Here is a 26,221-nt window from a genome sequence, read left to right on the forward strand (position 1 = left end):
GTATATTTGAAGATCTATGAGTAAGTAGATAATGTCAGTGATTAAACGATTAGGATGTGAAAAAAAGTGACGCAAGAAAACTATGTTATTGAGATGCGTAACATCACAAAGGAATTTGGAACATTCAAAGCAAACGATTCAATCAATTTAACCGTTCGAAAAGGCGAAATTCACGCTTTGTTAGGTGAAAATGGCGCTGGGAAATCTACATTGATGAATATTTTGTCAGGATTATTAGAACCAACTTCTGGAGATATTTATATGAATGGTTCTAAAGTATCTATCAGTAGTCCAACGGCTGCTAACCGTCTAGGAATTGGGATGGTTCACCAACATTTTATGTTAGTGGATGCTTTTACTGTAACTGAAAATATCATTTTAGGTAGTGAACCGACAAATGCAGGTGTGTTAAATCAAAAAAAGGCTGTCGCAGAAATTGAGCGTGTTTCAAAACAATATGGTCTTTCTGTCGATCCACATGCTTATATAAGAGATATTTCAGTTGGTGCGCAACAACGGGTAGAGATTTTAAAAACATTGTATCGCGGTGCCGATGTTTTGATTTTTGATGAACCAACGGCTGTTTTAACACCACAAGAAATCGATGAATTGATGGAAATTATGCGCGGCTTAGTGAATGAAGGAAAATCAATCATCTTAATCACGCATAAATTAGATGAAATCAAAAAAGTTGCTGACCGTTGTACGGTTATCCGTCGAGGGAAAAGTATTGATACAGTTGATGTCAAAGATGTTTCTTCACAACAATTGGCAGATATGATGGTAGGACGTTCGGTTTCATTTAAAACAGATAAAAAACCTGCGAATCCTAAAGAAGTCGTATTATCAATCAAAGATTTAGTGGTTAAAGAAAGTCGCGGTTTGGAAGCTGTAAAAAAACTAAGTTTAGATGTTCGTGCAGGTGAAGTAGTCGGGATTGCTGGAATCGATGGAAATGGACAAACAGAATTGATTCAAGCATTGACTGGTTTGAGAAAAGTAGAAAGTGGTTCAGTTACATTGAATGGTGATTCAATCACGAACATGAAACCACGTAAAATTACAGAATCTGGCGTTGGTCATGTTCCAGAAGACCGTCATAAATATGGTCTTGTGTTAGAAATGACATTGGCTGAAAATATTGCCTTACAAACATATTATAAAGAACCATTAAGTAATAAAGGTGTTTTGAATTATGGTGAAATCAACGAATATGCAAGAAGATTGATTGAAGAATATGACGTTCGAACAGTCAATGAGCTTGTTCCAGCTAAAGCATTATCAGGTGGGAATCAGCAAAAAGCAATCATTGCTCGTGAAATTGATCGAGATCCAGACTTGTTGATTGTTTCTCAGCCAACACGTGGACTAGATGTAGGAGCAATTGAATATATTCATAAACGATTGATTGAACAAAGAGACAAAGATAAAGCCGTTTTAGTAGTAAGTTTTGAATTAGAAGAAATTTTAAATGTTTCTGATCGAATTGCTGTTATTCATGGTGGGGAAATCGTAGGGATTGTTGATCCAAAAGAAACCACTGAAAACGAATTAGGCTTATTGATGGCTGGCTACTCATTAGAGCAAGCGCGCGCAGAATTGAACATGGAAGCAGGTGTGGGTGTTGAATAATCAAGGAGAAAAACTTCGTAATATTTTAGTTCCTGTTATATCAGTATTAATGGGATTCGTTCTAGGTGCAATTATTATGTTGATTGTTGGAAACAACCCGATTTTAGGCTACCAAGCAATGTTAAATACAGCCTTTAAGAGTTCTAAAAGTGTCGGTGAGATATTTGTATCAGTTGCACCGTTGATTTTTACCGCTTTAGGCTTTTCAGTTGCAAGTTCAGCTGGCTTTTTCAACATCGGTCTTTCTGGTCAAGCGTTGTGCGGCTGGGTAACAAGTATCTGGGTTGCTTTAGCGATGCCAGATGCACCAAGATTGGTCGTTTTACCCTTAGCCGTTATCGCTGGTGCTTTAGCAGGTGCCCTTGCAGCTGCCATTCCTGGTTTGCTTCGTGCATATTTTGGAACCAGTGAAGTAATCGTAACCATCATGCTGAACTATGTATTCCTTTATGTTAGTACTCATATTGTAAATAATGTGATGTCACCTGATTGGATGAGTAGTAAAGGGATTACTAAAATGGTTGGAGAAAATGCGACGCTTAGAACAAACTTTTTAAGAGAAATAAGTGGAGGTTCTCGTTTGAACCTAGGAATCTTTTTAGCACTGATTTTTCTTGTATTGATTTGGTTCTTAATGAAGAAAACGACCTTAGGTTATGAAATTCGCTCTGTTGGGTTGAATCCATTTGCCTCTGAATATGCTGGGATGAGCAGTAAAAGAACTATCGTTTTATCAATGGTCATTTCTGGTGGTTTAGCTGGTTTAGGTGGCGTTGTTCAAGGACTAGGGACTTTTGGAAACTTCTTTGTTCAAGGGTCTTCATTAAGTATCGGATTTGATGGAATGGCGATTTCCTTACTAGGAGCCGGAAGTTCCGTCGGTATCTTACTCTCAGCTATCTTGTTCAGTGTTTTAAAACTAGGTGGTCAAGGGATGCCATTGAATGCAGGCGTGCCAACAGAACTAGTAGATGTAGTTATTGCTTCAATTATTTTCTTTGTTGGAATTAATTACTTGATTCGATTCCTACTAGCAAAAGCTTCTAGAAACAAAAAAGAAGTGGCTGTTGTAGAAGAATTTGCTGGGAAAACAGATCCGAATAGTCAAGAAGGAGGAGAGATTTAAGATGGCCTGGATAGCAGTTTTAGCTCCAATTATTACTCAAACATTGGTTTACTCTGCTCCTTTGATTTTTACGGCGTTGGGTGGAACTTTTTCTGAACGAAGCGGTGTTGTAAACGTTGGTTTAGAAGGAATCATGGTGATGGGTGCCTTTAGTTCGGTTGTATTTAACTTAACCTTTGCAAGTACATTTGGGAGTGCCACGCCTTGGATTGGTTGTTTAGTCGGTGGTGGAGTAGGGATGTTATTTTCATTACTCCATGCAGTTGCAACGATTAATCTACGTGCGGATCATATTATAAGCGGGACCGTAATCAATTTGATGGCACCAGCTTTAGCAATCTTTTTAATCAAAATTATTTATGGAAAAGGGCAAACAGATTCGATTCCTGAAACATTTGGGTATACGTCAATTCCAGTTTTAAGAGATATTCCGATTTTAGGAGATTTATTCTTTAAACAAACGACATTACCTGCTTTTGTAGCAATCCTTGTGGCTGTTCTTGCGTGGTTCATTTTATTTAAAACACGTTTTGGTCTACGTCTACGTTCTGTTGGAGAAAATCCACAAGCTGCGGACACTTTGGGAATTAATGTCTATGTCATGCGTTATTCAGGTGTGCTATTATCTGGATTTCTTGGTGGTATTGGTGGCGCAGTTTTTGCGCAATCAATCGCTGGTCGTTTTTCTGTAACGACGATTGCTGGTCAAGGGTTTATTTCAATGGCAGCAATGATTTTTGGTAAATGGAATCCACTAGGCGCTATGGGAGCAGCTCTGTTCTTTGGTTTTGCTCAAAACATCAGTATTGCAGGTTCTGGCTTACCATTTATATCTTCAATACCAGCTGTGTACTTACAAGCGGCGCCATATGTCTTAACTATTTTAGTCCTAGTTATTTTCTTAGGCAAAGCATCTGGTCCAAAAGCAAACGGACAAAATTATATCAAATCAAAATAATTAAATTATGTATAAAAAGGGCGGGGCTATGGGACATTTTCTTAAGTCTGCCCTTTTTCTATCTAAATGAACTTGCTAGTAAATAGAAAATTTTTTTGTTATTAAGGGTAGTTATTTTTCTAAAATATAAATAAACAAATCTGAAAGAAAGAAGGATGATTATGTTTAAACGTGTACATTTGATTGTAATGGATTCAGTCGGTATTGGTGAAGCACCTGATGCTGAAAAATTTGGAGATGTCGGCAGTGATACATTAGGCCACATCGCAAAAGAAGCTGGGTTGACAATTCCACACCTTGAAAAACTTGGTTTAGGAACGATTGCACCCTTACATGAAGTAAAGGCTGTTGAAGGTCATGACGGTTATGCAACTAAATTAGAAGAAGTATCTGTAGGTAAAGATACAATGACAGGACATTGGGAAATTATGGGCTTGAATATTCAAACGCCATTTCGTGTTTTCCCTGATGGCTTCCCAGAAGAATTATTAAAGAAAATTGAAGATTTTTCAGGACGTAAAATTGTCTGTAACAAACCTTATAGTGGGACTGCAGTTATTGATGACTTTGGTGAACATCAAATGAAAACGGGCGACTTGATTGTTTATACATCAGCTGATCCTGTATTGCAAATCGCAGCGCATGAAGAAATTATTCCTTTGGAAGAACTTTATCGTATTTGTGAATATGTTCGTGAAATCACGAAAGACGATCCTTATATGATTGGTCGTATTATTGCTCGCCCATACCTTGGCGAACCAGGTAATTTCACTCGTACTAGTAATCGTCATGACTATGCTTTGGATCCTTTTGGCCATACGGTGTTAGATTCATTGAAAGAAAACGGTAAAGACGTTATCGCAGTTGGAAAAATCAATGATATTTTCAATGGTCAAGGAATTACCGAATTTGTTCGTACGAAAAGTAATATGGATGGTGTCGATCAATTATTGAATGTGATGAAAAAAGACTTTACCGGATTGAGTTTTACTAATTTAGTTGATTTCGATGCGTTGTACGGTCACCGCCGTGACGTGGTTGGTTATGCTCACGCCATTGAAGATTTTGACTTACGAATTCCTGAAATCATTGATGCGATGGATGAAGATGATTTGTTAATGATTACGGCCGATCATGGAAACGATCCGACTTTCCCAGGAACAGATCATACAAGAGAATATGTTCCACTGTTAGTTTATAGTAAAAAAATGAACGAACACGGAGCTTTACCACAAGGATATTACGCAGATATTTCTGCAACGATTGCAGAAAACTTTGAAGTACCAAAAACAGAAAATGGTACAAGCTTTTTAGCGCAATTAAAATAGGAGGATTAAAATGACAAAATTGAGAGAACAGCTAGATGAGACAATTGCATTATTAAAAGAAAAAGGAGTGGGGACGGTTGATTTTGGCTTAATCTTAGGTTCAGGCTTAGGTGAATTAGCTGATGAAATCGAAGCGCCAGTAGCAATTCCTTTTTCAGAAGTTCCTCATTTTCCAGTATCGACAGTTGTTGGTCACGCTGGACAATTAGTTTACGGAACGTTAGCTGGCAAAAAAGTATTGGCGATGCAAGGTCGTTTCCATTATTATGAAGGTCATTCGATGCAAACGGTAACGTATCCCGTTCGTGTAATGCAAGCGTTAGGGATTCATTCAGTCATCGTGACGAATGCCGCTGGCGGTGTAAATGAAAACTTTACTCCAGGAAACTTGATGTTAATCACTGATCATATCAACTTTACAGGAGATAATCCACTAATCGGTGAAAATGACGAAGATTTTGGTCCGCGATTCCCAGATATGAGTCATGCTTATACACCTGCCTATCAAGAAGTTGCAAAAAAGGTAGCGGAAAAACAAGGAATGGTTCTTAGAGAAGGTGTTTATATGGGCTACTCTGGTCCAACGTATGAAACACCTGCGGAAATCCGTATGTCACGTACAATGGGTGCTGATGCAGTGGGAATGTCAACCGTTGCTGAAGTAATCGTTGCAGCTCATGGCGGTATGAAAGTTCTAGGAATTTCATGTATTACTAATTTAGCTGCGGGTATGCAAAGTAATTTAAACCATAAAGAAGTGGTTGAAACAACGCAACGTGTCAAAGAAGACTTTAAAAAATTAGTCAAAGATACATTAGCTGAATTATAAACTAAAAAACAGTATAAAAGGAGTTACGAAAATGAGCGTTCATATTGAAGCAAAACAAGGCGAAATTGCTGATAAAATATTATTACCAGGTGATCCGTTACGTGCCAAATATATTGCGGAAACATTTTTAGAAAATCCCGTTTGCTATAATCAAGTTCGAGGAATGTTGGGTTATACTGGAACGTATAAAGGCGAACGTGTTTCTGTACAAGGAACTGGAATGGGAATGCCTTCTGCGATGATTTATGGTCATGAATTAGTCCAATCTTATGGGGTGAAAAAATTGATTCGTGTTGGAACTTGCGGTTCGATTTCTGAAAAGGTTGGTATCCGTGACCTAGTTTTAGCCCAAGCTGCGGCGACTCCATCATCAATGATTCGCAATGACTTTCCAAAATATGACTTTCCACAAATCGCGGATTTTGATTTACTATTGAAATCATATACGACTGCGAAAGAAAAAGGCTTCAACACTCATGTGGGGAATGTATTGTCTGATGATGTTTTCTATAAAGACAGTATGGATGAAGTCTTTAAACTTGGGAAATTAGGCGTGTTAGCAATCGAAATGGAAGCAGCTGCTCTTTATTATTTAGCTGCTAAATTTGATGTACAAGCGTTAGCGATTATGACGGTTAGTGATAGCTTAGTCACAGGCGAAGAAACAACGGCTGAAGAACGCCAAACAACGTTCAATGATATGATTGAAGTTGGGTTAGAAACTGCGATTCATTCGTATGAATAAAAGTTAATCTTAAAAAGTTCTGTTCGAAACTATTTTTGTTTTGTTCAGAGCTTTTTTTAATGATCAAAATTCATAGGCGCGGAAAATCGATTTCTAGCGTATCGAGACAAAAAGGTATATGATGATAAATGAAGAAATAAATTATTGCTATTTTGGAGGGAAAATAATGGAAAATTTTCGTTTTTATGTACCAACAGATATTCGTTTTGGGAAAAATCGTTTAACAACTGAACTAACAACTGTTTTAAATACTTTCGGTAAGTCAGTCTTATTAGTTTATGGTGGAGGAAGTATCAAGAAAAATGGGCTTTATAATCAAGTCCTTGATTTATTGGGAAAAAACCAAAACACTGTTGTAGAGCTTAGTGGAGTAGAACCAAATCCAAGAATTGAAACGGTGCGTAAAGGGATTGAGTTATGTAAAGAACATGATGTTGATGTCATCTTAGCTGTTGGCGGTGGTTCAACGATTGATTGTTCAAAAGTAATTGCTGCAGGTGTTTATGCAAAAGAAGATGCTTGGGATCTCGTTTTAGCTAAAGGATATGGTGGTGAAGCCGTTCCGTTGGTAACAATCTTAACTTTAGCGGCTACAGGAAGCGAAATGAACGCAGGTGCTGTGATTACAAATTTAGCAACGAATCAGAAATTAGGAATGGGTGGACCTTCAATGGTTCCGAAAGTTTCTTTCTTGGACCCTCAAAATACGTTTACTGTACCAAAAAATCAAACAGCAGCTGGCTCTGCAGATATTTTGAGTCATTTATTTGAAAATTACTTTAAACCAACGGTAGGTACTGATGTCCAAGATTTTGTTTCAGAAGGTTTAATGCGTACGGTAATCAAAAATTGTCCAGTTGCTTTAGAACAACCTGAAAATTATGATGCACGGGCTAACTTAATGTGGGCAAGTAGCTTGGCCTTGAATGGTTTGACTGGTAGCGGGAAAACTGGTGCTTGGTCTTGCCATGCAATGGAACACGAGTTGAGTGCTTTTTATGATATTACTCATGGAGTTGGCTTAGCAATCCTAACGCCACGTTGGATGGAATATGCCTTGTCAGAGGGGACGTTAGATAAATTTGTTCAATTTGCTGAAAATGTTTGGGGTATTACGGATAAAGATCAGTGGCAAGCGGCTAAGAAAGGGATTCAAGCAACGTATGATTTCTTTAAAGCGTGTGATATTCCAATGACTTTGCCAGAAGTAGGGATTAACGAAGAGAAATTTGCTGAAATGGCGCAACAAGCTGTTGACCATAGTACAATCGAAACCGATGCTTATGTTCCGTTAGCTAAAAAAGATGTCGAAGCGATTTATCGCGCTTGTCTGGATGAATCTAGTTTTGTTTAGAGGTCATAAACCAATCGATTAGAATCGAGCAATTGGACGAAACTTCAATTATTGCGTTCTGTGCAATGAATGACGTTTAGGAAATTGCCGAGATTTTGATTGTTTTAGGCCGTCCATCTAGGTCATAAACCAATCGCTTATGATAATAGAAAAAAGAAAAGCTCTAGGTTTCAGAAGAGAACTTCTGTTACCTAGAACTTTTTTTCTTATAAGTAGTATTTTTTAGCGACAGTCAAGTCATCGTTTAATTCATAAACAAGTGGTTGACCTGTTGGGATCTCAAGATCCATGATATCTTCATCAGAAATTCCTTCGATGTGTTTAGCTAAAGCACGTAGTGAGTTGCCATGTGCAGCAACTAAAACTGTTTTATTATCTAATAAAGCAGGAGCGATTTGATCTTGCCAAAATGGTAATGCACGTTCAAGAGTCACTTTTAAGTTCTCTCCTCCTGGAACATCGCGTTGGTCTAACATAGCGTAACGACGATCGTTAGCTGCTGAACCTTCATCATTTGCTTCCATCAATGGTGGTAAAGTATCATAAGAACGACGCCAGATGTGTACTTGGTCATCTCCGTATTTTTCAGCTGTTTCTTTTTTGTTCAAGCCTTGTAATTTACCATAATGACGTTCGTTTAAACGCCAAGATTTAATTTGTGGTACCCATAATTGATCAGAGTATTCTAAAAGTAGGTTACAAGTTTTGATGGCACGTGTTAAAACAGAAGTATAAGCTACATCGAATTCGATTCCAGCTTCTTTGATTTTACGTCCTCCAGCTTGTGCTTCCTCAATTCCTTGTGGTGCTAAATCAACATCAGCCCAACCAGTAAATTGGTTTAGCGCATTCCATTCGCTTAGTCCATGTCTTGAAAAAACTAATTTTGGCATGTATAACTCTCCTTTGAGTGTATAGTTTCTGAAAATTTCATTTCCTTTTCTATTGTACAACGTTTTGAATGATAATTCCAATAAAAATTAAGAAATGCCTGAGAATGAGAAAGAAGTGACTATTGCTATAAATAGATAGAGTTTTACCTAATCTAGTTTTGAGCTAAAGAAGAAAAAAAGCTGAAATTTACGTCAATCAAATAACCGATTTTTGTAGATTCCAACTTATTTTTTATTGAAGATTATGTTTAACGATTTGGTACTTGAATTGTTTTTGGACCCTCAGTTCCACCGATGATAACTGTAGAGACAGTATTTAAAAATAAGCCATGTTCTACGACGCCAACTAGATTGTCTAAATAAGCTCCTAAAGCAACTGGATCTTGAATTTCTTTTAAATGAAGATCGATAATATTATGGCCGCCATCTGTAACGAGCGTATCTCCAGTAGCTTCAACCGTTCTAAGGGTAGGAGCAAATCCTTTTTCTTCAAATAAGTGTAGTAATTGCTGATGTCCATAAGGAATGACCTCAACAGGAAGTGGGAAAGCCCCGAGTTTATGAACTAGTTTAGAATCATCGACAATCCAAATACATTTTTTAGAATACGTAGCAACAATTTTCTCGAACAATAACGCCGCGCCGCCACCTTTGATACCTTGAAAATCATCACTAATCTCATCTGCACCATCAATTGTAAGATCAACATAAGGAACTTCATCAATTCCTTTTAAAGGGATATTCAAAGCTAGTGCTTGACGTTCCGTTTCTTTTGAAGTCGTAACTCCTGTAATTGACAAACCTTCTTCGTTTACGCGGCGTCCGATTTCATCAACCATGTATTTTGCTGTTGATCCGGTTCCTAGACCAACAATCATACCATCTTTGACATATTTTGCGGCTTCAATACCAGCCATTTGCTTCAGGTTCATTTTTTTGCTCCTCCTAAACGTAACTATAATCAAGGTAATTGTACCGTTATTCAGCAAAAAAAGATAGAAAGTTTTAAAGGAAGGAGCAAAAGAATTCTGCTTTAACTAAAAGCATCCTATTTCAAGAGCATAAAAAATCAATGGATGCTTGACAAATGAAAATAGGCGTGCTATCCTATCAAAGGTGCTTTATCTACAGGTCTCTCGTTGGAGACGTGCTGACTGTCTATCAAAGCATATTTTGATAAAGAGTGCAAAGATTGCATTATTTTTTTATCGCGTAAAAAGAACCACCTGGATGTGTGGAACTAGACGCGAAATGAAGGAAGGAGGAAAACAAGGAATGCCTACAATTAATCAATTAGTACGTAAACCTCGTAAATCAAAGGTAGAGAAATCTAACTCACCTGCGTTAAACAAAGGATATAATAGCTTTAAAAAATCTCAAACAGACGTAAATTCTCCACAAAAACGTGGGGTTTGTACACGTGTCGGAACAATGACACCTAAAAAACCGAACTCGGCTTTACGTAAATATGCTCGTGTTCGTTTGTCTAACTTGATTGAAGTTACAGCTTATATTCCAGGTATCGGTCACAACTTACAAGAACATAGCGTGGTATTACTACGTGGTGGACGTGTAAAAGACTTACCAGGGGTTCGTTACCATATCGTTCGTGGTGCGCTTGATACAGCTGGTGTTACAGATCGTAAACAAAGCCGCTCTAAATATGGTACTAAAAGACCTAAAGCTGCAAAATAATTTGACAATCATACTCTAGTATATAAAAAAGAATAGTTCGGAAGGAGGAGTTACGGATGCCACGTAAAGGTCCTGTTGCAAAACGTGATGTTTTACCAGATCCAATTTATAACTCAAAATTAGTAACTCGCTTAATCAACCGTGTAATGGTTGATGGTAAACGCGGGATTGCATCAAATATTATCTATAATTCATTTGATATCATCAAAGAATCTACAGGTAACGATCCATTGGAAGTTTTCGAGCAAGCAATGAAAAACGTTATGCCTGTCTTAGAAGTTAAAGCTCGCCGTGTTGGTGGTTCTAACTATCAAGTGCCCGTTGAAGTTCGTCCAGAACGTCGTACAACATTAGGCTTACGTTGGGTTGTTAACTATGCTCGCCTACGCGGTGAACATACAATGGAGCAACGCTTAGCGAAAGAAATCATGGATGCAGCTAATAATACTGGTGCTTCAGTTAAAAAACGTGAAGACACACATAAAATGGCTGATGCTAACCGTGCATTTGCACATTATCGTTGGTAAAATCCTCTCTGCATGTAACTTAACGTTGCGGCAGAAAGTTATCAATTAATCGATTTGAATAAAGAGAGGAGAAAAACCTGAAATGGCAAGAGAATTTTCGTTAGAAAAAACTCGTAATATTGGAATCATGGCCCACGTTGATGCTGGTAAAACAACAACAACTGAGCGTATCCTTTATTATACTGGTAAAATCCATAAAATTGGTGAAACACACGAAGGTGCTTCACAAATGGACTGGATGGAACAAGAACAAGAACGTGGGATCACGATTACGTCTGCAGCAACAACTGCACAATGGAAAGGATACCGAGTAAACATCATCGACACGCCAGGACACGTGGATTTCACTATTGAAGTTCAACGTTCTTTACGTGTATTAGATGGTGCGGTTACTGTTCTTGATTCACAATCTGGTGTTGAACCTCAAACTGAAACAGTTTGGCGTCAAGCTACTGAATATAAAGTTCCACGTGTTGTTTTCTGTAATAAAATGGATAAAATTGGAGCGGATTTCTTATACTCTGTAAACTCATTACATGATCGTTTACAAGCAAATGCTCATCCAATCCAATTACCAATTGGTGCAGAAGATAACTTTACTGGAATCATTGATTTAATCACGATGAAAGCTGAAATCTATACAAATGATTTAGGGACGGATATCCAAGAGACTGAAATTCCTGAAGAATATATGGATCAAGCGGTTGAATGGCGTGAAAAATTAGTTGAAGCAGTTGCTGAAACTGATGAAGATCTAATGATGAAATATCTTGAAGGTGAAGAAATTACTATTGAAGAATTAAAAGCGGGTATCCGTCAAGCAACGATTAACGTTGAATTCTTCCCAGTAATGGCTGGTTCAGCTTTCAAAAACAAAGGTGTTCAATTAATGCTTGATGCCGTTCTTGATTACCTACCATCACCACTTGATATTGAAGCAATCAAAGGGATCGATACTAAAACAGACGAAGAAACTACTCGTCCTGCTGATGACGAAGCACCTTTTGCTTCATTAGCATTTAAAGTAATGACTGACCCGTTCGTTGGTCGTCTAACTTTCTTCCGTGTATATTCTGGTGTCCTTGAAAGTGGTTCATATGTATTGAACGCATCTAAAGACAAAAAAGAACGTATTGGTCGTATCCTACAAATGCATGCGAATACTCGTCAAGAAATTGATAAAGTATTCTCAGGTGATATTGCTGCAGCCGTTGGTTTGAAAGATACAACAACTGGGGATACATTGTGTGCGATTGACGCGCCGGTTATCCTTGAATCAATCGAGTTCCCTGAACCGGTTATCCAAGTTGCTGTTGAACCTAAATCAAAAGCTGACCAAGATAAAATGGGTGTTGCTTTGCAAAAACTTGCTGAAGAAGATCCGTCATTCCGCGTTGAAACAAACGTTGAAACTGGTGAAACAGTTATCTCTGGTATGGGCGAATTGCACTTAGACGTATTAGTAGACCGTATGAGACGTGAGTTCAAGGTTGAAGCAAACGTTGGTGCACCTCAAGTATCTTACCGTGAAACTTTCCGTGCTCCTGTTACTCAGGCAGAAGGAAAATTTGTACGTCAGTCTGGTGGTAAAGGTCAATACGGACATGTCTGGGTTGAATTTACACCAAATGAAGAAGGTAAAGGCTTTGAATTCGAAAACGCAATTGTCGGTGGTGTGGTTCCTCGTGAATACATTCCAGCAGTTGAAAAAGGACTAGAAGAAGCTATGAACAATGGTGTTCTTGCTGGTTACCCGTTAGTAGATATTAAAGCAAAACTTTACGATGGTTCTTACCATGATGTCGATTCGAATGAAACTGCCTTCCGTGTAGCGGCTTCTATGGCGTTGCGTGCAGCTTCTAAGAAAGCAAATCCGGTAATTCTTGAACCAATGATGAAAGTAACGATTACTGTACCAGAAGATTACTTAGGTGATATCATGGGACACGTTACAAGTCGTCGTGGCCGTGTTGAAGGAATGGAAGCTCACGGGAATTCACAAATCGTTAATGCGATGGTTCCTTTGGCTGAAATGTTTGGTTATGCCACAACATTACGTTCAGCAACTCAAGGCCGTGGTACATTCATGATGGTATTTGATCACTATGAAGATGTACCAAAATCTGTACAAGAAGAAATCATTAAGAAAAATGGTGGAAACAACGCTTAATATTTTTGCATATGAATTCATATATTTTGGACTATGCTTTTCTGAAGATTTCATGTAAAATAGGTAAAGATGATCAGTCAGTTGCCTAAACTGCCTATCAAATAAAAAATAAAATCATATATTTTAGGAGGAACATTTAAAATGGCTAAAGAAAAATTTGACCGTTCTAAACCCCATGTAAACATTGGTACTATTGGACACGTTGACCATGGTAAAACTACATTAACTGCTGCAATTGCAACTGTGTTAGCTAAACACGGTGGCGGAGATGCTGCTTCATACGCTGATATTGATAACGCTCCAGAAGAAAAAGAACGTGGAATCACTATCAACACTTCTCATATCGAATATGAAACTGACGTACGTCACTATGCGCACGTTGACTGCCCAGGACACGCGGATTACGTTAAAAATATGATCACTGGTGCGGCACAAATGGATGGAGCGATTTTAGTAGTATCTGCTGCTGATGGCCCTATGCCTCAAACTCGTGAGCACATCTTGTTATCACGTAACGTTGGTGTACCATACATCGTTGTTTTCTTAAACAAAATGGATATGGTAGATGACGAAGAATTATTAGAATTAGTAGAAATGGAAGTTCGTGATTTATTATCTGAATATGACTTCCCAGGTGATGATACTCCTGTAATCGCTGGTTCTGCTTTGAAAGCATTAGAAGGCGACGCTTCTTATGAAGAAAAAATCATGGAATTAATGACTGCAGTTGACGAATATATCCCAACTCCAGAACGTGATACTGACAAACCATTCATGATGCCAGTTGAGGATGTATTCTCAATCACTGGACGTGGAACAGTTGCGACTGGTCGTGTTGAACGTGGAGAAGTTCGCGTTGGAGACGAAATTGAAATCGTTGGTATTAAAGAAGAAACTGCTAAAACAACAGTTACTGGTGTTGAAATGTTCCGTAAATTATTAGATTACGCTGAAGCTGGCGACAACATTGGTGCTTTATTACGTGGTGTTGCACGTGAAGATATCGAACGTGGACAAGTATTAGCAAAACCTGCTTCAATCACTCCACACACAAAATTTAAAGCTGAAGTTTACGTATTATCAAAAGAAGAAGGTGGACGTCACACTCCTTTCTTCACTAACTACCGCCCTCAGTTCTACTTCCGTACAACTGACGTAACTGGTGTTGTAGAATTACCAGAAGGTACTGAAATGGTAATGCCTGGTGATAACGTTGCTATGGACGTTGAATTAATTCACCCAATCGCTATCGAAGACGGAACTCGTTTCTCTATTCGTGAAGGCGGACGTACTGTTGGTTCAGGCGTTGTATCTGAAATCGTAAAATAATTACAGATTAATATAAAGTAACAAAATCGATTACGATCGATGTACTCAGACGTAAGCTGAAGGGATTTCCCTTCAGCTTTTTTTGTGTAAAAAGACCTTGACTTATGGAATGGCGATATAAAGAGGTGGAAAATAAACTTAAAAGAATCTATATCCCAATGACTGAAACATTTTTTTATATTTTATTTTCATTATGGAAGGAACGTCATGGTTATAGTATTACCCAACTAAAATGGAGAAATAGTCATCAGCGCTGGAACGATGTTTGGAAGGCTCAGTAAAATGAAAAAGAGGGATTGATTCGGACGACAAAAGAAGAGAATTGGAGGAAAAGCTATTTAATTACGGAACTTAAAGAAGAAATATTAATTCATGAAATCCATTATATTGCGACACTATATAGAAATAATGTGGGGGATAAATAAATGGAGTATATGAAAAAATAAAAAAGTCTAATTTTGCTGACTACTTAGAAGAAGCGTATCTACAAGAACAATATAAAAAGGTTGGAAAATGACTGAACTCAAAGTACCTTTTAGCATATATACTTTTGAAAAATGTGAGCCCGTAGATTATGTCTATCAATTAGATTTTAAACAAGAAGATTAAGGCACAGAGGAATACGTTCAGCTTTTTGAAAACTGTGGTTGAGATTATTTTTATAAATTTGGTAATTGGTATTATTTCAGAAAGAAGAAATCTGAAGTAGAGAATGAGAACGTGATTTTCAATGATGCAACTTCTCATGCAGAAATGGCGAAAAAAGTCATTACGTTCCAAACGAGGCTACTCTGTACAACAGTTCTTCCTGTTCTAGTAATTATGATTACTTATTTTCTGGAATGATTCAAAGCGAAATCTATTCTTTCAGCTTTTACTATACTATATTTTCTATTTGTTGCAGTTACAGGTAAAATCCTATGACTAAATTCCTGTGAAAAAAGTATCGAGAAATCGGGCGAACAACTTATTATAGGGGTTGATTTCTTAGAATTCCACAATCGAAAATTTCTCGAGCGTAAGAAAAATAGGCGAATATTTTATATTCTTGAACATGTTCCGAGAAAAAAGATGATGAAGAATAGCGGAAAGTCTTATGAGAAAAAACGTCAAGGATGATTTGATGTGGGGAAGGTGAAAGCAAAACAACGACCCAAAGTTCATTGCTCAAAATCAGTTTTAAATTCTATCATAAAATATTAAAATCAAAAAAAGTCTGTGTCGTAAGAACTCTAAGAATCTGATTTTCGTAAGTTCTTATAAAAATGATTGCCTTTCTTCTTATAAAAACTATCTAAAAAGCTCCAATATCCTTGATTGCATAAGCAATATATATATTATAATGAAGATTTATACAAAAAAATGCTTCAATGTAAAAAGAAAGCGCTTTAATTTGCGATTTGCCTTTTTCTTATATAGTAATATTACTTTACAAGCTTGATTTACATAAAAACATCTTGAGAAAATAACGATCATTTATCAAAAGAAGCTTGTTTTATATATTGATGATTGTGAATAACGTAGGATAAAAAAGAAATAATATCTCAAATGCAATTAATTCAAGATATAAAAATAGATAACATTATTTGACTGAATTGATTGTACCTTATTTAAATAAGCTAGTCTAGTTTATTTTCTATCATGTTTTTCGCTGAAACTTAAATTTTTTGATAAAAAAAAGAAAAAAATAGAGTATATTAAATCGATAATTGATTTATTCGCTTCAATTAGAAGCTACTAGCCGTCAACATAACCGTCAAATTTCATATGAATTGGAGTGAGCATCTTGGTAAAAAAAGGCGAAAATATATATAAACGAAAAGATGGGCGTTGGGAAGGTCGTTTCACAAAAAACAGAAACGAGCAAGGCCGGATCATATATGGTTATGTTTATGGAAAATGTTATTCCGAAGTAAAGGAAAAACTCTCCATTAAAAAAGCGCAATATCTCACCTTGAGTCAAGATGAATATAATTATTACGGTACAGTAGCCGAATGGATGATTTATTGGTTAGAACATTCGATAAAGGACACGATTAAGCTATCGACATACTCAAATTATAGAGGAAAATCAGAGAAGCATATCATTCCATTTTTCAGGAACATCCTACTGAAAGACCTAAAAAGACAAGATATTGAAGCTTTCATTCGTTACTTGGCATCAAATCAGTTATCGAATAGTACTATTCAAAATATAGTAAATTTGCTGAAGAGCGCCATTAAAGAAGCCGTTCGGGAAGAGAAAATTTATCAAAATCCATGCAAACATTTACTATTACCATCTGCTCAAAAATCATTAGTCCGTGCGCTTTCTGAAAAAGATCAGAGAAAACTAGAACAGGCTGCTCTTTTAGAAGAGGAAAGCTCAGCAATTATTATTGCTTTGTACACAGGAATGAGAATCGGTGAAATTAGCGGGTTGCGTTGGACAGATATTGATTGGGTCGAAAATATTATTTATGTGCGTCGTACCATCTCTAGAATTCCGTCAACCACAATGGTGGGTAAAACAGAAATACTGATTGATCTGCCAAAAACGCAAACATCATTGCGAGCAATTCCTCTTTCAACCAATCTAAAAAAATACCTTCATAGCAAGAAGCTGACTGCGACTGGAAACTATGTAGTCAATTGCAAAGGAGATTTTACAGAACCAAGAATTATCAGCTATCGTTTTAAAAAAGTTCTTAAACAATCTGGAATTAATTCAATCAGCTTTCATAGTTTACGACACACATTTGCAACGAGATGTCTTGAAAAGGGCGCGGATATTGCAACCCTAAGCAAAATTTTGGGACATTCTTCAGTAAAGATGACACTCGACACATACACAGATTCCTTATGGGAAAGTAGACAATCGGCTTTAAAAAAAGTAGATAAAAGCTTGAGCATCTAATTTTTTTTAAGAGAAGCCGTCAACAAAGCCGTCAACACTGAAATAAACGCAGATGAAATATAGGATAAAGCAAATGGTATCTTGAATTAATTGCATTTGAGATGTTTATTAGCGAGAATTTTTTAAAGAAAAAAAGCGCCAAATACACGCACAACTCTATTTTAACATAGAAAATAAAATAATTGAAAAAATAATCAAAGGAATCGAAATGAGGAAAAATTTATGTATACAATTGGATATTTACCGCTAAGTACTAATTTAGATAAAGATCACGCTAGTGCATTGGAGAATACTTTTTATAATGTACAAAAATTTGACTATGACCAAATAGATCTTAAAGAAATGAGTCTATTCGACGCAATAGTTATTCAAGATGACGAAAATAAGTTCACGGAAATGATTTGTGAGTTACTAGTTTATGTCCGAAATCATTCTGAAACATTGATTTGGATTGTTTCTGAACAATTGCCAAAACTAAATAGAAAAATTTATGCGAAACTTGGCATTGACGGTCTAGCAGGGAAAGAAAGTGAACCAGACGAGGTAGCTTCCTTGCTTTTAAGTGGACTAAAGAGGATCAAGAACAGACCTAAAGATCAGAAGCTAACAATTGAGTTTGATTCAAATAGTATGAGCCTGATTGTCAATGATGAACCAATTCGATTAACCAAATTGGAATTTCAATTTATCGAGCTTTTATATCAAAACATTGAAAATGTAGTCAGTTATGAAGAAATTCGTAAATATATTTGGGAAAATAGCGTTGACGATCAACAATATCGAATTGCTAATTTAGCATTTCTTTTAAGAAAGAAAGTAAAAGAGAGTGCTATAAATGTAATTACTGTTCGCTCTAAAGGATATATGCTGACAGCTACTTAGTGATGCTAGCAGTAGCGTAACGTATAAAAAATTTGAGGAGGAGACATGATTGATCGAATTTAAACCACCTTGCCTTGAGGAGGTGAGTCAAAACATGAGTTTTCAAAAAAAGACAGGAAAATATATGGGAGGTGAACAAAAATAATGAAACAGAGAAGTATCAAACTTAAGAAAACTCTATTAATAATAATTACACTTTCAATTTTCTTAGGGATGGCAGGAGTTTGGCAACTGCGAACAACAAAGCTCTTAGCAGCACCGAATGAAGAAACAAAAACAGAAGAAAAAGAACAGTCGATTGAGGAAATACAATCGGAACAGAAAGATGAAGTTACCTCGCCAATTAATCGTGAAGTGCAACCAATGCCACGTATTTCTAATGAAGAAGGTTTAAAAGCTGAACCGAAAGTTTTCACGTTACAGCAAAATGCAGCATTTCCAACAGCGGGTAGTTCACAAACTGAATTAAACAAGCTAGTAACAGGACTTGTGATTCCTCAACCAGGGTACGGAATTGTTTGGGACTATGTGACAGAATCTGGCGAATCATTTATACCGAGTAGTGCAGAGGCGGGCTTTCAAACGATTTATGTTGAAATCACCGAAATGTATAATTTGACCAGTATTCGCGTACCGATTCCAGTAACTGTTACAAACAGCAATACAACTCTTCTAGTGTCTAATAAGGTCGCGCTTCAAACGGATATGTTCAACGGACAAATCATTCTATATCCAAGTGAAACAGCTGGTAAAAGCAATGATGAACTGAAAGAGTTAATCAAGACGAAAACAAATGCACATGCATGGGACTTAAGTACTGGAGAACCAGTGGATACAAACGTTTCTGCTACAACGACACAAAATAATGCGGTAGGAACTTACACAGCAACATACAGTGTTAATTTTGAAGGCACGTCAGGAACAACGAGTAAAACAGTGATTGTTTTTGGAGCGAATGTTAAGACACCCTACTATTTTACAGTAGGGACAGATACTCCCCTAGATATGGGGACCAATGGTGCGAACTTATTTAGTGGCTATCGCACTGTAACAAGTACCACAGCTGCTAATGCAACGTACGAGTGGGTGACAGTTGATGGAGAACCAACTACGCCAGTTAATACCTTTAAATCAAGTGAGGTAGGTTTCCATTGGGGTTATGTAAAAATGACGGACAAAGCCAATCCACAATTTAATACAATTATTCCCATTCCAATTACCGTTACGGAACCAGATCAATCGTTAACAATTAACGGGAAAGTTGGACTGAGCTACGATCAGACTTCGCTCAATGCAACGGAAGTTAAAGGGAAAACAGTAACTCAAATTATAAATCTGTTGTCAAGTAAATATAATCTTAAGGCGTGGGAGCTTACGACGGGAGAAGCTTTAGATGTTAGAGTAACAAGTTCTACTATTTCTCAAAATTCCCGGGGTGTCGGAGACGTAACTGTCACTATTACAAAAGGAACAGAGACGTTAACTTCTGTCATCAAAACATTGGTGACACCAGATGAAGTATTTGATTCAGAAGGAATCAAAGGGTGGAAGACCATTCCGGCTGGTTCAGGGGATGGAGTAATCACAAATCCGCTCAATAAGTCTACACTGTACTTCCCGGGAAGGTATAAAGATGGAATGACGGATATTGGTTTTATAATCAGAGATGCTAACGGAAACGGCTATATTCATGACAGTGTAGCTAGACAGGTCTCTGATATTCCAGGTGTAGGAACTGGGCCACTTTATGGAGCTGCTTGGGCTAGGACTAACGGGCTTGGATTTTCTAATTTCAGTTCAATCACATCTAAATACTATTTACGAAAAGGAAACGAACTTAAACAAATTTTAATTGATACAACGAATCAAATTATGTATGTCTACAATCTAAGTTTAGCACGAAATTTAAATTTTTCGGTTGAACTAAATATGTATAATCTCCAATTAGAAGCTCGCAATTTCTCTATGCTGGAAAGTGTAGATACGAACTACATTTACGATACCGTACCTATCTATTCATTGGGAAACAATAGTGGGTTCTATATGGAGCCACAAAGCGGTCGACGATTTACAATTCGCTTAAAAGATACGCAAGGGAATTGGTTATCTGATTATACGAAGTACATTGCAGGCAATTATCGTGACATCGGAGTTAGTGCAGGAACCAATTATTTCGGGAATGACTTTGCTAGAACTGGAACGGAGAGCCAAAATATTGGTGCAGGTGTAGCAATTGTTTCAGGTACGGATAGTGCGTATCAGTTGGGTGCACCATGGAAATCCATTCCACAGGATAGTGCCTTGAAAACTGGCTACCAAGTCTTTGCTGGAAATGAATTGCCGTATATGGAACTGACCACAACGCCCAAATCATTGAATATTTATCCAAATGATGGTCGAACAAGTTTTGAAACAGACTATACGTTAAGTGGAATTCCAACAGCTACAGACTATGGAACAGTTCATATAACCTATCCAAACGGACAAGAGACAACCCAACCGTTTACTTCTAATGCAAGTAAAACGGCAACAGGACATGTGTCTATCCCTAGAGATACTTTACCAGCTACACTGAACGATCAATCTGGATCAATCAAAACCTATCCAACTGGAATGATTGCGATTAATGAAGCACCTGGACCAATGCAAGGACTACCTTCTAATGATTATGCTATGAATATTAATGTCTATAATCTTGGCGCAACACCAATTGCGCAATCCATTAGACAAAATACCGCATGGACAAAAACAGCAGCATCATTAGTGAAAGATCCAATTATTCTACCTGGGAATACACCTATTTACGAATTTGTGGACGGCACTCCGGATACGTCTGTAGCGGGTCTACAATTTGTTAAGGTTCGTATGACGGATAGCGATGAACCGACACAGACAAAAACTATTGAAGTGCCATTAAATGTTACAACGGTTGCACCGCCAACTACTGGTCTGACTGTTGCTGCAAATGGTTTCATGATAAGAAAAAGCGGACTAACAAATGTGTCAGATGACCAAATTAAACAAATGATATTAAAAAATTCAAATGCTATTGGATGGGATAATACTACTGGCTTATCAACAGATGTTACACTCTCTGTTACAGCAACTACTCTAACGCCATCATCTGCTCCTGGAAACTATTCAGCAACAATACGTGCAACCAAAGGTTCTATGACAGCTCAAACAACAATAGAGATAGGAGTTAGTTCTGGCTTAGATGCTGTTGGAGTTTTGCAGGAGGTGACATTAGGAACAGGTGCGGACTATTGGACAGCGGCGCGATTAAAAGCAGCTGTTAATAATGTGAAAGACGGTGTTACTGAAATCACTGATTATTCTGTGACATTAATTGAGGCGCCAGCAACAGATCGCATAACAAAAGTACCAATAATTACAGTGCCGATGCTGGTCAAAGTTACAGATAACCAAAATCCTTCCGCTTCGGTTGATGTTGAGGTGCCAGTTATGGTTCGCTGGGGGAATGCTATTGCATTTGGTGGGAGTAACACCACTGTGACTGCACCAAGTGGGCAATCAAGTTTTGCATTGACGCTTCACGAGGATAATAATAACAAGCCATATCTAAGTTCTGCTTATGGAAATTTACCAGCAGGGAATGAAAATACTCCACTTTCAACAACTTTAGGTAACGAACCTTTCTATCAAGTAAGTCATATTGATATGAACGGGCAAGCAACTGGTGTTGGAAATGCCAAAGAAGTAACTGGTGGACCAAGCCCAGTTAATGAAGTTGCGGTTCAAGGTTTAGGAACACAAACACCTGCCCAAGTAATTAATACTTTTGGTACAAACGGCAAATTATCAGTTAATTATGGAGATGTCCTTCGTCTTTATGTACAAAATAGCCAACGTGCGATGTATACAAATAATGCAGGACCAACCCAATTACTAAGTGGTGTACCAAATAATGAAACAGTTTTTGTACTTGTGACAAAAACTGGATTTGTACCACTATACTTCAATCAACTTGATGCTAAGGATATTTCGATTGCTGCTGAAGCAACTGATTCTGAAGCTGGATATGATGCAAGTTATCAAAGTATTAACTCATACTTTTCGGTTCCAGAAGGTGTAGCTGGATCGAATTATACGAGAGTAGCTTCTGCCGGATTTAAAACTTATCCGAAATTAAACTTAGCAGTTGGAGAAGAAGACACAGGAAGTGTCTTCGTGACAGAACCAACGAGTGCTTCAAGTAATCAATACTTGAAATATGCGTACAATGTGACTTTCATTGGTTCAGGACCAGAGCTACAAATCGTTGAACCACTGGCACCATTGAGCTTTGGCACCCAAACTATTAAGTCTCATACTCAAGAAATCAAGCGAACCGATCCTAATTGGGGTTTCACCGTCTTGGATAGCCGATTGGTGAAGAATGGTTGGACCATTCAAGCTAAAATGGAGAATCCTTTCCAAACAGGAACGGGTGGTAATGTGAAAGAACTGAAAGGTGCAACACTTCAATTGAAACAATCGAGTGGAATAATAAGTTTGAATGACACATTCCAAACGATTTATCAAAAGGATGCACCGGTTGCAAACAACTTTGTATCTTGGAACGCAGATGAAGGATTCTCTTTACAAGTTCCTTCAGGAGCGATTGATAAGGACGCGACATACAGCAGTCGAATAGATTTAATCTTGACGAATGCACCGACAAATTAGGAGGAAGAAATGTGAAGAAAAAAATCATTAGTTGTTTACTGACCATCTTCAGCGCTGCCTTCCTCATAGTGTCGGCACCAAGTGTTGTGCTGGGAGCAGAAGCAGCTGAAATTGATAGTCAGGTAGGTATTTATTTTGAAAACAATTTCACGCCAAAAGCCACTGAAGAGATTCCAGATGGTCAAAAGCCGAAAGAAGAACTCCAAACGACAATTAAGCCAGTTGGTGGAAATGTAGGCAAATTATTAAATACCGGAGAACTTGCAACAGCAGGAATCAGCTTAGCAGGACTTCTCTTGGTTGGAACAGTGCTCATGTTGTTTTACTACAAAAGAAGAAAAAAACAACTGACAAAATAAAAAATAAAAATAAAACAAATGGAGAGATAATACAATGAAATCAATGAAATTAATGAGTTTAGGACTAATCACTTTTGCAGCAATCACATTAGGAACACCATTGGCTCAAGCAGCAGATGACTCTGTGGCTTCAACCAATGCAGATGTAAAATTTGTAGAAGATAATGAAGGAGTAGATCCAACCAGTCCAGAAGTTGTAGATCCAAACAAACCGACTGAACCAGGGAAGCCGGTAGAGCCAGGTGGCGAAGGAAATGGGGGAAGTGGGAAGAAATCATTCCATATCAACTGGGTTTCTCACTTTAAGTTTGGGGAAATTAAAATTGGCGGCTCAACTATGAAAGCTTTCGCAGGTGCAACGAGTCTTCCGTGGAACACAACACCTGAAACAGCACCAACAACAGGTTTGGCTAACTTACTTCAAGTAACAGATACACGTGGTAATAACGCAGGTTGGGATGTTTTAGTAACAGGAACGCCGTTCTATGAATTAGATGAAGCCAGCGTAGCGACAGAGACTGAGTTGACAGGAGCAGCGATTACGTTGAACGATGCACAGGTGATTGGTGATCCAACAAATGCACCATTGGCACCAGTAGCGATGAGTACAGGGGTAGATATTTTAGGAACTAATGCACCATATACTGTATTAAGTGCTGCAAAAGGTACAGGTCAAGGAACTTGGACGATTAACTGGGGGGCAGAACAAGACGGAACAGCATTGAAATTAGATGCAGGAAAAGCGTCAGCCGGTGTGGAATTATCTGTCCCTGTCAAAGCGACACCAAAAGCAAATAAAAACTATCGTTCAACATTAACTTGGACATTACAAACTGCACCAGAAAACTAAAAATCAGAATCAGGAGAGAATATTATGAAGAAAATGAGTTTATTAGGTTTAGGAATTGTCAGTTTTAGTGCATTAACATTAGGTACACCAGCGGTTTTTGCAGATGAACTAACACCAGAAGCACAGTCGGAAGCAACAGTTTTATTTGAAGCGAACAATACAGATGAAAAACCACCAGTTGACCCACCAACTGACGGTGGGAACAAAGAAGGTGAAATTGACGAAAAGGAAACTGATGGAAATACAGGGGATGGTAAAGCAAGTTTTAATATCGCTATAGTTTCCAATTTCCGTTTCAACGATCGTGCAGACGATGACGGAGAAGATGGATTCAATTTTACTAAATTTAAACCAATTAAATTAAACGGTAATGGTATGACTTTATGGGCAAAAGGAACGCAATTAGGTTTGAAACTAAAAGGAGATGAGGATACAACTATTTATAAAAACATCCCTAACTTTGTTCAAGTAGTAGATAACCGCGGAAAATTAAGTGGTTGGAATTTAAGTGTGACAGCAACGCCATTTGAAGGTATAAATAAAGCTGGTAAAGATGTTAGCTTAAAAGGAGCTGTTTTAAGTCTAAATAATATGGGACTTAAAGGCCCAGCTGAAGTTACTGCACCGAGTATTTTGAAGGATGAATTTACTCTTGGAGCTGATTCTAATGTACTGATGAGCGCTAAACCGAAAGCAGGAACAGGTTCATGGTCATTGAAATTTGGTAGTGAAGAACAAACTACTCAAACATATGGAACATTAGTTAAAGACACTGGAGTGAAGTTGGATATTCCGGCGAAAGCTCAACCAGAAGCTGATGTACCATACAAATCTACATTAAATTGGACACTAGCAGACGGACCAGTATCTGAATAGATAACTGAAATATTGAGGTTGGGACAAAAGCGGTTAGCTCCGAGAACCGAGTAGGTACGATGCATCACCGAATTACTACGTTTTTCGTTATTTATTGCAATAAGAAGGAATTTCCTAAAATTATTCTTCAAATTTTTGGTGGATTTCAGCTTATTTCTAAAGGAGCTACTTTTGCACCACCATTAGCTCGGTTTTAAAGGATAAATACAAAAGTGTTTTTTACTATTGTCTCGCCCACGTCATAAAATATTTGGAGGAAATGAATCATGAAGAAACTAGGAATCGTAGCAATCGGATTAATTAGCGCCAGCATTTTGGGCGGATACAATGTCCAAGCAGAAGAAAATTATCCAACAACAGCCAAAACTGATGCAACAGTTAGATTAGAAGCAGACAACGGTGGTGAAGATGGAGAGAAGCCAGTAGGTCCAGGTGGCGGAGATGGAGGAGATAACGGCGGTGAAATTAATCCAGAAAAGCCTGGACCAGGCGTTGTTGATCCTGGTCAAAAAACATCATTACGTTTAAGTTTATTAACAGCTTTTGATTTTGGAACAATTAAAATGTCTGGTAATACGCAAAATTATACAGCAAAATTACCTGCACCAAACTTTGTAGTTGACGGAGAGAAGGCACGTCCAAACTTTGCGCAAGTAACAGATAACCGTGGAAACAATGCTGGATGGATTTTAACAGCAAAAATTTCCAAACAGTTTACAAATAATGCATCTGTTTTAAATGGAAGTACTATTACATTGGAAAATGGTTGGGCTCAACCTCAAGCAGCTGATAATGCCAATTTTAAACCTACAGTTTCTAAACCAGCAGTTTTAACGACAAATGCTGCTCAAGTAATTGCTAAAGCTGATGAAAAAAATGGTATGGGAACATGGAATATTTTATACGGTACTCTTTTAGAATCAGATAAAGCTACATTAGGTGATGCAGCAAAGAGTGTTTATTTAACTATCCCAGGTTCAGTTAAAAAGGAAACAGGTCTATACACAGCTGAAATTGAATGGACTTTGTACAACACACCAACTATATAAAAGTAAAAGACTATCTAGGAGAGAGCAATAGAAT

General features: G+C 37.6%; 21 protein-coding genes and 1 pseudogene. 20 read left to right on the top strand and 2 right to left on the bottom strand.

Going from position 1 to position 26,221, the window contains the following annotated elements; all coding sequences use genetic code 11:
• The first annotated feature begins 66 nt into the window (after nt 1-66).
• The 7 genes from ACYSNW_RS08130 (at nt 67) to ACYSNW_RS08160 (ending at nt 7,972) form a co-directional block, all read left to right on the top strand.
• Nucleotides 67-1,632 carry an ABC transporter ATP-binding protein gene (locus ACYSNW_RS08130; RefSeq protein ID WP_461743985.1) on the top strand — a complete coding sequence of 522 codons (1,566 nt, stop codon included), beginning with the start codon at nt 67-69 and terminating at the stop codon, nt 1,630-1,632.
• Nucleotides 1,625-2,758 carry an ABC transporter permease gene (locus ACYSNW_RS08135; protein WP_461743986.1) on the top strand — a complete coding sequence of 378 codons (1,134 nt, stop codon included), beginning with the start codon at nt 1,625-1,627 and terminating at the stop codon, nt 2,756-2,758. The genes ACYSNW_RS08130 and ACYSNW_RS08135 overlap by 8 nt, the downstream gene beginning before the upstream one ends.
• A gap of 1 nt (nt 2,759) precedes the next feature.
• The gene (locus ACYSNW_RS08140; RefSeq protein ID WP_461743987.1) at nt 2,760-3,716 is read left to right on the top strand and encodes an ABC transporter permease; all 957 of its coding nucleotides are present in this window, start codon (nt 2,760-2,762) and stop codon (nt 3,714-3,716) included.
• A gap of 161 nt (nt 3,717-3,877) precedes the next feature.
• Nucleotides 3,878-5,044 carry a phosphopentomutase gene (gene deoB, locus ACYSNW_RS08145; protein WP_461743988.1) on the top strand — a complete coding sequence of 389 codons (1,167 nt, stop codon included), beginning with the start codon at nt 3,878-3,880 and terminating at the stop codon, nt 5,042-5,044.
• Between the two features lie 10 nt (nt 5,045-5,054).
• Nucleotides 5,055-5,873 carry a purine-nucleoside phosphorylase gene (locus ACYSNW_RS08150; RefSeq protein ID WP_461743989.1) on the top strand — a complete coding sequence of 273 codons (819 nt, stop codon included), beginning with the start codon at nt 5,055-5,057 and terminating at the stop codon, nt 5,871-5,873.
• 31 nt (nt 5,874-5,904) lie between these two features.
• The gene (gene deoD / locus ACYSNW_RS08155; RefSeq protein ID WP_461743990.1) at nt 5,905-6,618 is read left to right on the top strand and encodes a purine-nucleoside phosphorylase; all 714 of its coding nucleotides are present in this window, start codon (nt 5,905-5,907) and stop codon (nt 6,616-6,618) included.
• A 166-nt stretch (nt 6,619-6,784) separates the two neighbouring features.
• Nucleotides 6,785-7,972: an iron-containing alcohol dehydrogenase gene (locus ACYSNW_RS08160; protein ID WP_461743991.1), complete on the top strand. Its 1,188-nt coding sequence runs from the start codon at nt 6,785-6,787 to the stop codon at nt 7,970-7,972.
• 206 nt (nt 7,973-8,178) lie between these two features.
• Here ACYSNW_RS08160 and gpmA read toward each other — a convergent pair whose 3' ends face one another.
• Nucleotides 8,179-8,865, bottom strand: coding sequence for a 2,3-diphosphoglycerate-dependent phosphoglycerate mutase (gpmA, locus tag ACYSNW_RS08165; protein WP_461743992.1), 687 nt, complete (start codon nt 8,863-8,865; stop codon nt 8,179-8,181).
• Nucleotides 8,866-9,113: 248 nt separating this feature from the next.
• Nucleotides 9,114-9,797, bottom strand: coding sequence for a ribose-5-phosphate isomerase RpiA (gene rpiA / locus ACYSNW_RS08170; RefSeq protein WP_461743993.1), 684 nt, complete (start codon nt 9,795-9,797; stop codon nt 9,114-9,116).
• A gap of 343 nt (nt 9,798-10,140) precedes the next feature.
• Here rpiA and rpsL point away from each other — a divergent pair, with 343 nt between their 5' ends.
• The 13 genes and pseudogenes from rpsL (at nt 10,141) to ACYSNW_RS08235 (ending at nt 26,187) form a co-directional block, all read left to right on the top strand.
• Nucleotides 10,141-10,560 carry a 30S ribosomal protein S12 gene (gene rpsL, locus ACYSNW_RS08175; protein ID WP_461743994.1) on the top strand — a complete coding sequence of 140 codons (420 nt, stop codon included), beginning with the start codon at nt 10,141-10,143 and terminating at the stop codon, nt 10,558-10,560.
• 56 nt (nt 10,561-10,616) lie between these two features.
• On the top strand, nt 10,617-11,087 hold the full coding sequence (rpsG, locus tag ACYSNW_RS08180; protein WP_461743995.1) for a 30S ribosomal protein S7: 471 nt from the start codon (nt 10,617-10,619) through the stop codon (nt 11,085-11,087).
• 82 nt (nt 11,088-11,169) lie between these two features.
• Nucleotides 11,170-13,257: an elongation factor G gene (gene fusA, locus ACYSNW_RS08185; protein ID WP_461743996.1), complete on the top strand. Its 2,088-nt coding sequence runs from the start codon at nt 11,170-11,172 to the stop codon at nt 13,255-13,257.
• 141 nt (nt 13,258-13,398) lie between these two features.
• Nucleotides 13,399-14,586, top strand: a complete 1,188-nt coding sequence (tuf, locus tag ACYSNW_RS08190; protein ID WP_461743997.1) for an elongation factor Tu — start codon at nt 13,399-13,401, stop codon at nt 14,584-14,586.
• 104 nt (nt 14,587-14,690) lie between these two features.
• A pseudogene (locus ACYSNW_RS08195) lies at nt 14,691-15,011 on the top strand (helix-turn-helix transcriptional regulator).
• Between the two features lie 88 nt (nt 15,012-15,099).
• A complete protein-coding gene (locus tag ACYSNW_RS08200; protein ID WP_461743998.1) occupies nt 15,100-15,195 on the top strand; it encodes a hypothetical protein in 96 nt (31 codons plus the stop codon).
• Between the two features lie 1,177 nt (nt 15,196-16,372).
• Nucleotides 16,373-17,482, top strand: a complete 1,110-nt coding sequence (locus ACYSNW_RS08205) for a tyrosine-type recombinase/integrase (RefSeq protein ID WP_461743999.1) — start codon at nt 16,373-16,375, stop codon at nt 17,480-17,482.
• Between the two features lie 222 nt (nt 17,483-17,704).
• Nucleotides 17,705-18,364 carry a winged helix-turn-helix domain-containing protein gene (locus tag ACYSNW_RS08210; RefSeq protein ID WP_461744000.1) on the top strand — a complete coding sequence of 220 codons (660 nt, stop codon included), beginning with the start codon at nt 17,705-17,707 and terminating at the stop codon, nt 18,362-18,364.
• A gap of 144 nt (nt 18,365-18,508) precedes the next feature.
• Nucleotides 18,509-23,053: a hypothetical protein gene (locus ACYSNW_RS08215; protein WP_461744001.1), complete on the top strand. Its 4,545-nt coding sequence runs from the start codon at nt 18,509-18,511 to the stop codon at nt 23,051-23,053.
• 11 nt (nt 23,054-23,064) lie between these two features.
• A complete protein-coding gene (locus ACYSNW_RS08220; protein ID WP_461744002.1) occupies nt 23,065-23,412 on the top strand; it encodes an LPXTG cell wall anchor domain-containing protein in 348 nt (115 codons plus the stop codon).
• A 34-nt stretch (nt 23,413-23,446) separates the two neighbouring features.
• Nucleotides 23,447-24,262, top strand: coding sequence for a WxL domain-containing protein (locus ACYSNW_RS08225; protein ID WP_461744003.1), 816 nt, complete (start codon nt 23,447-23,449; stop codon nt 24,260-24,262).
• A 24-nt stretch (nt 24,263-24,286) separates the two neighbouring features.
• Nucleotides 24,287-25,138: a WxL domain-containing protein gene (locus tag ACYSNW_RS08230; RefSeq protein ID WP_461744004.1), complete on the top strand. Its 852-nt coding sequence runs from the start codon at nt 24,287-24,289 to the stop codon at nt 25,136-25,138.
• Between the two features lie 266 nt (nt 25,139-25,404).
• Nucleotides 25,405-26,187 carry a WxL domain-containing protein gene (locus ACYSNW_RS08235; protein ID WP_461744005.1) on the top strand — a complete coding sequence of 261 codons (783 nt, stop codon included), beginning with the start codon at nt 25,405-25,407 and terminating at the stop codon, nt 26,185-26,187.
• Nucleotides 26,188-26,221 lie beyond the last annotated feature (34 nt).

This window comes from Enterococcus sp. LJL99 (assembly GCF_054871725.1).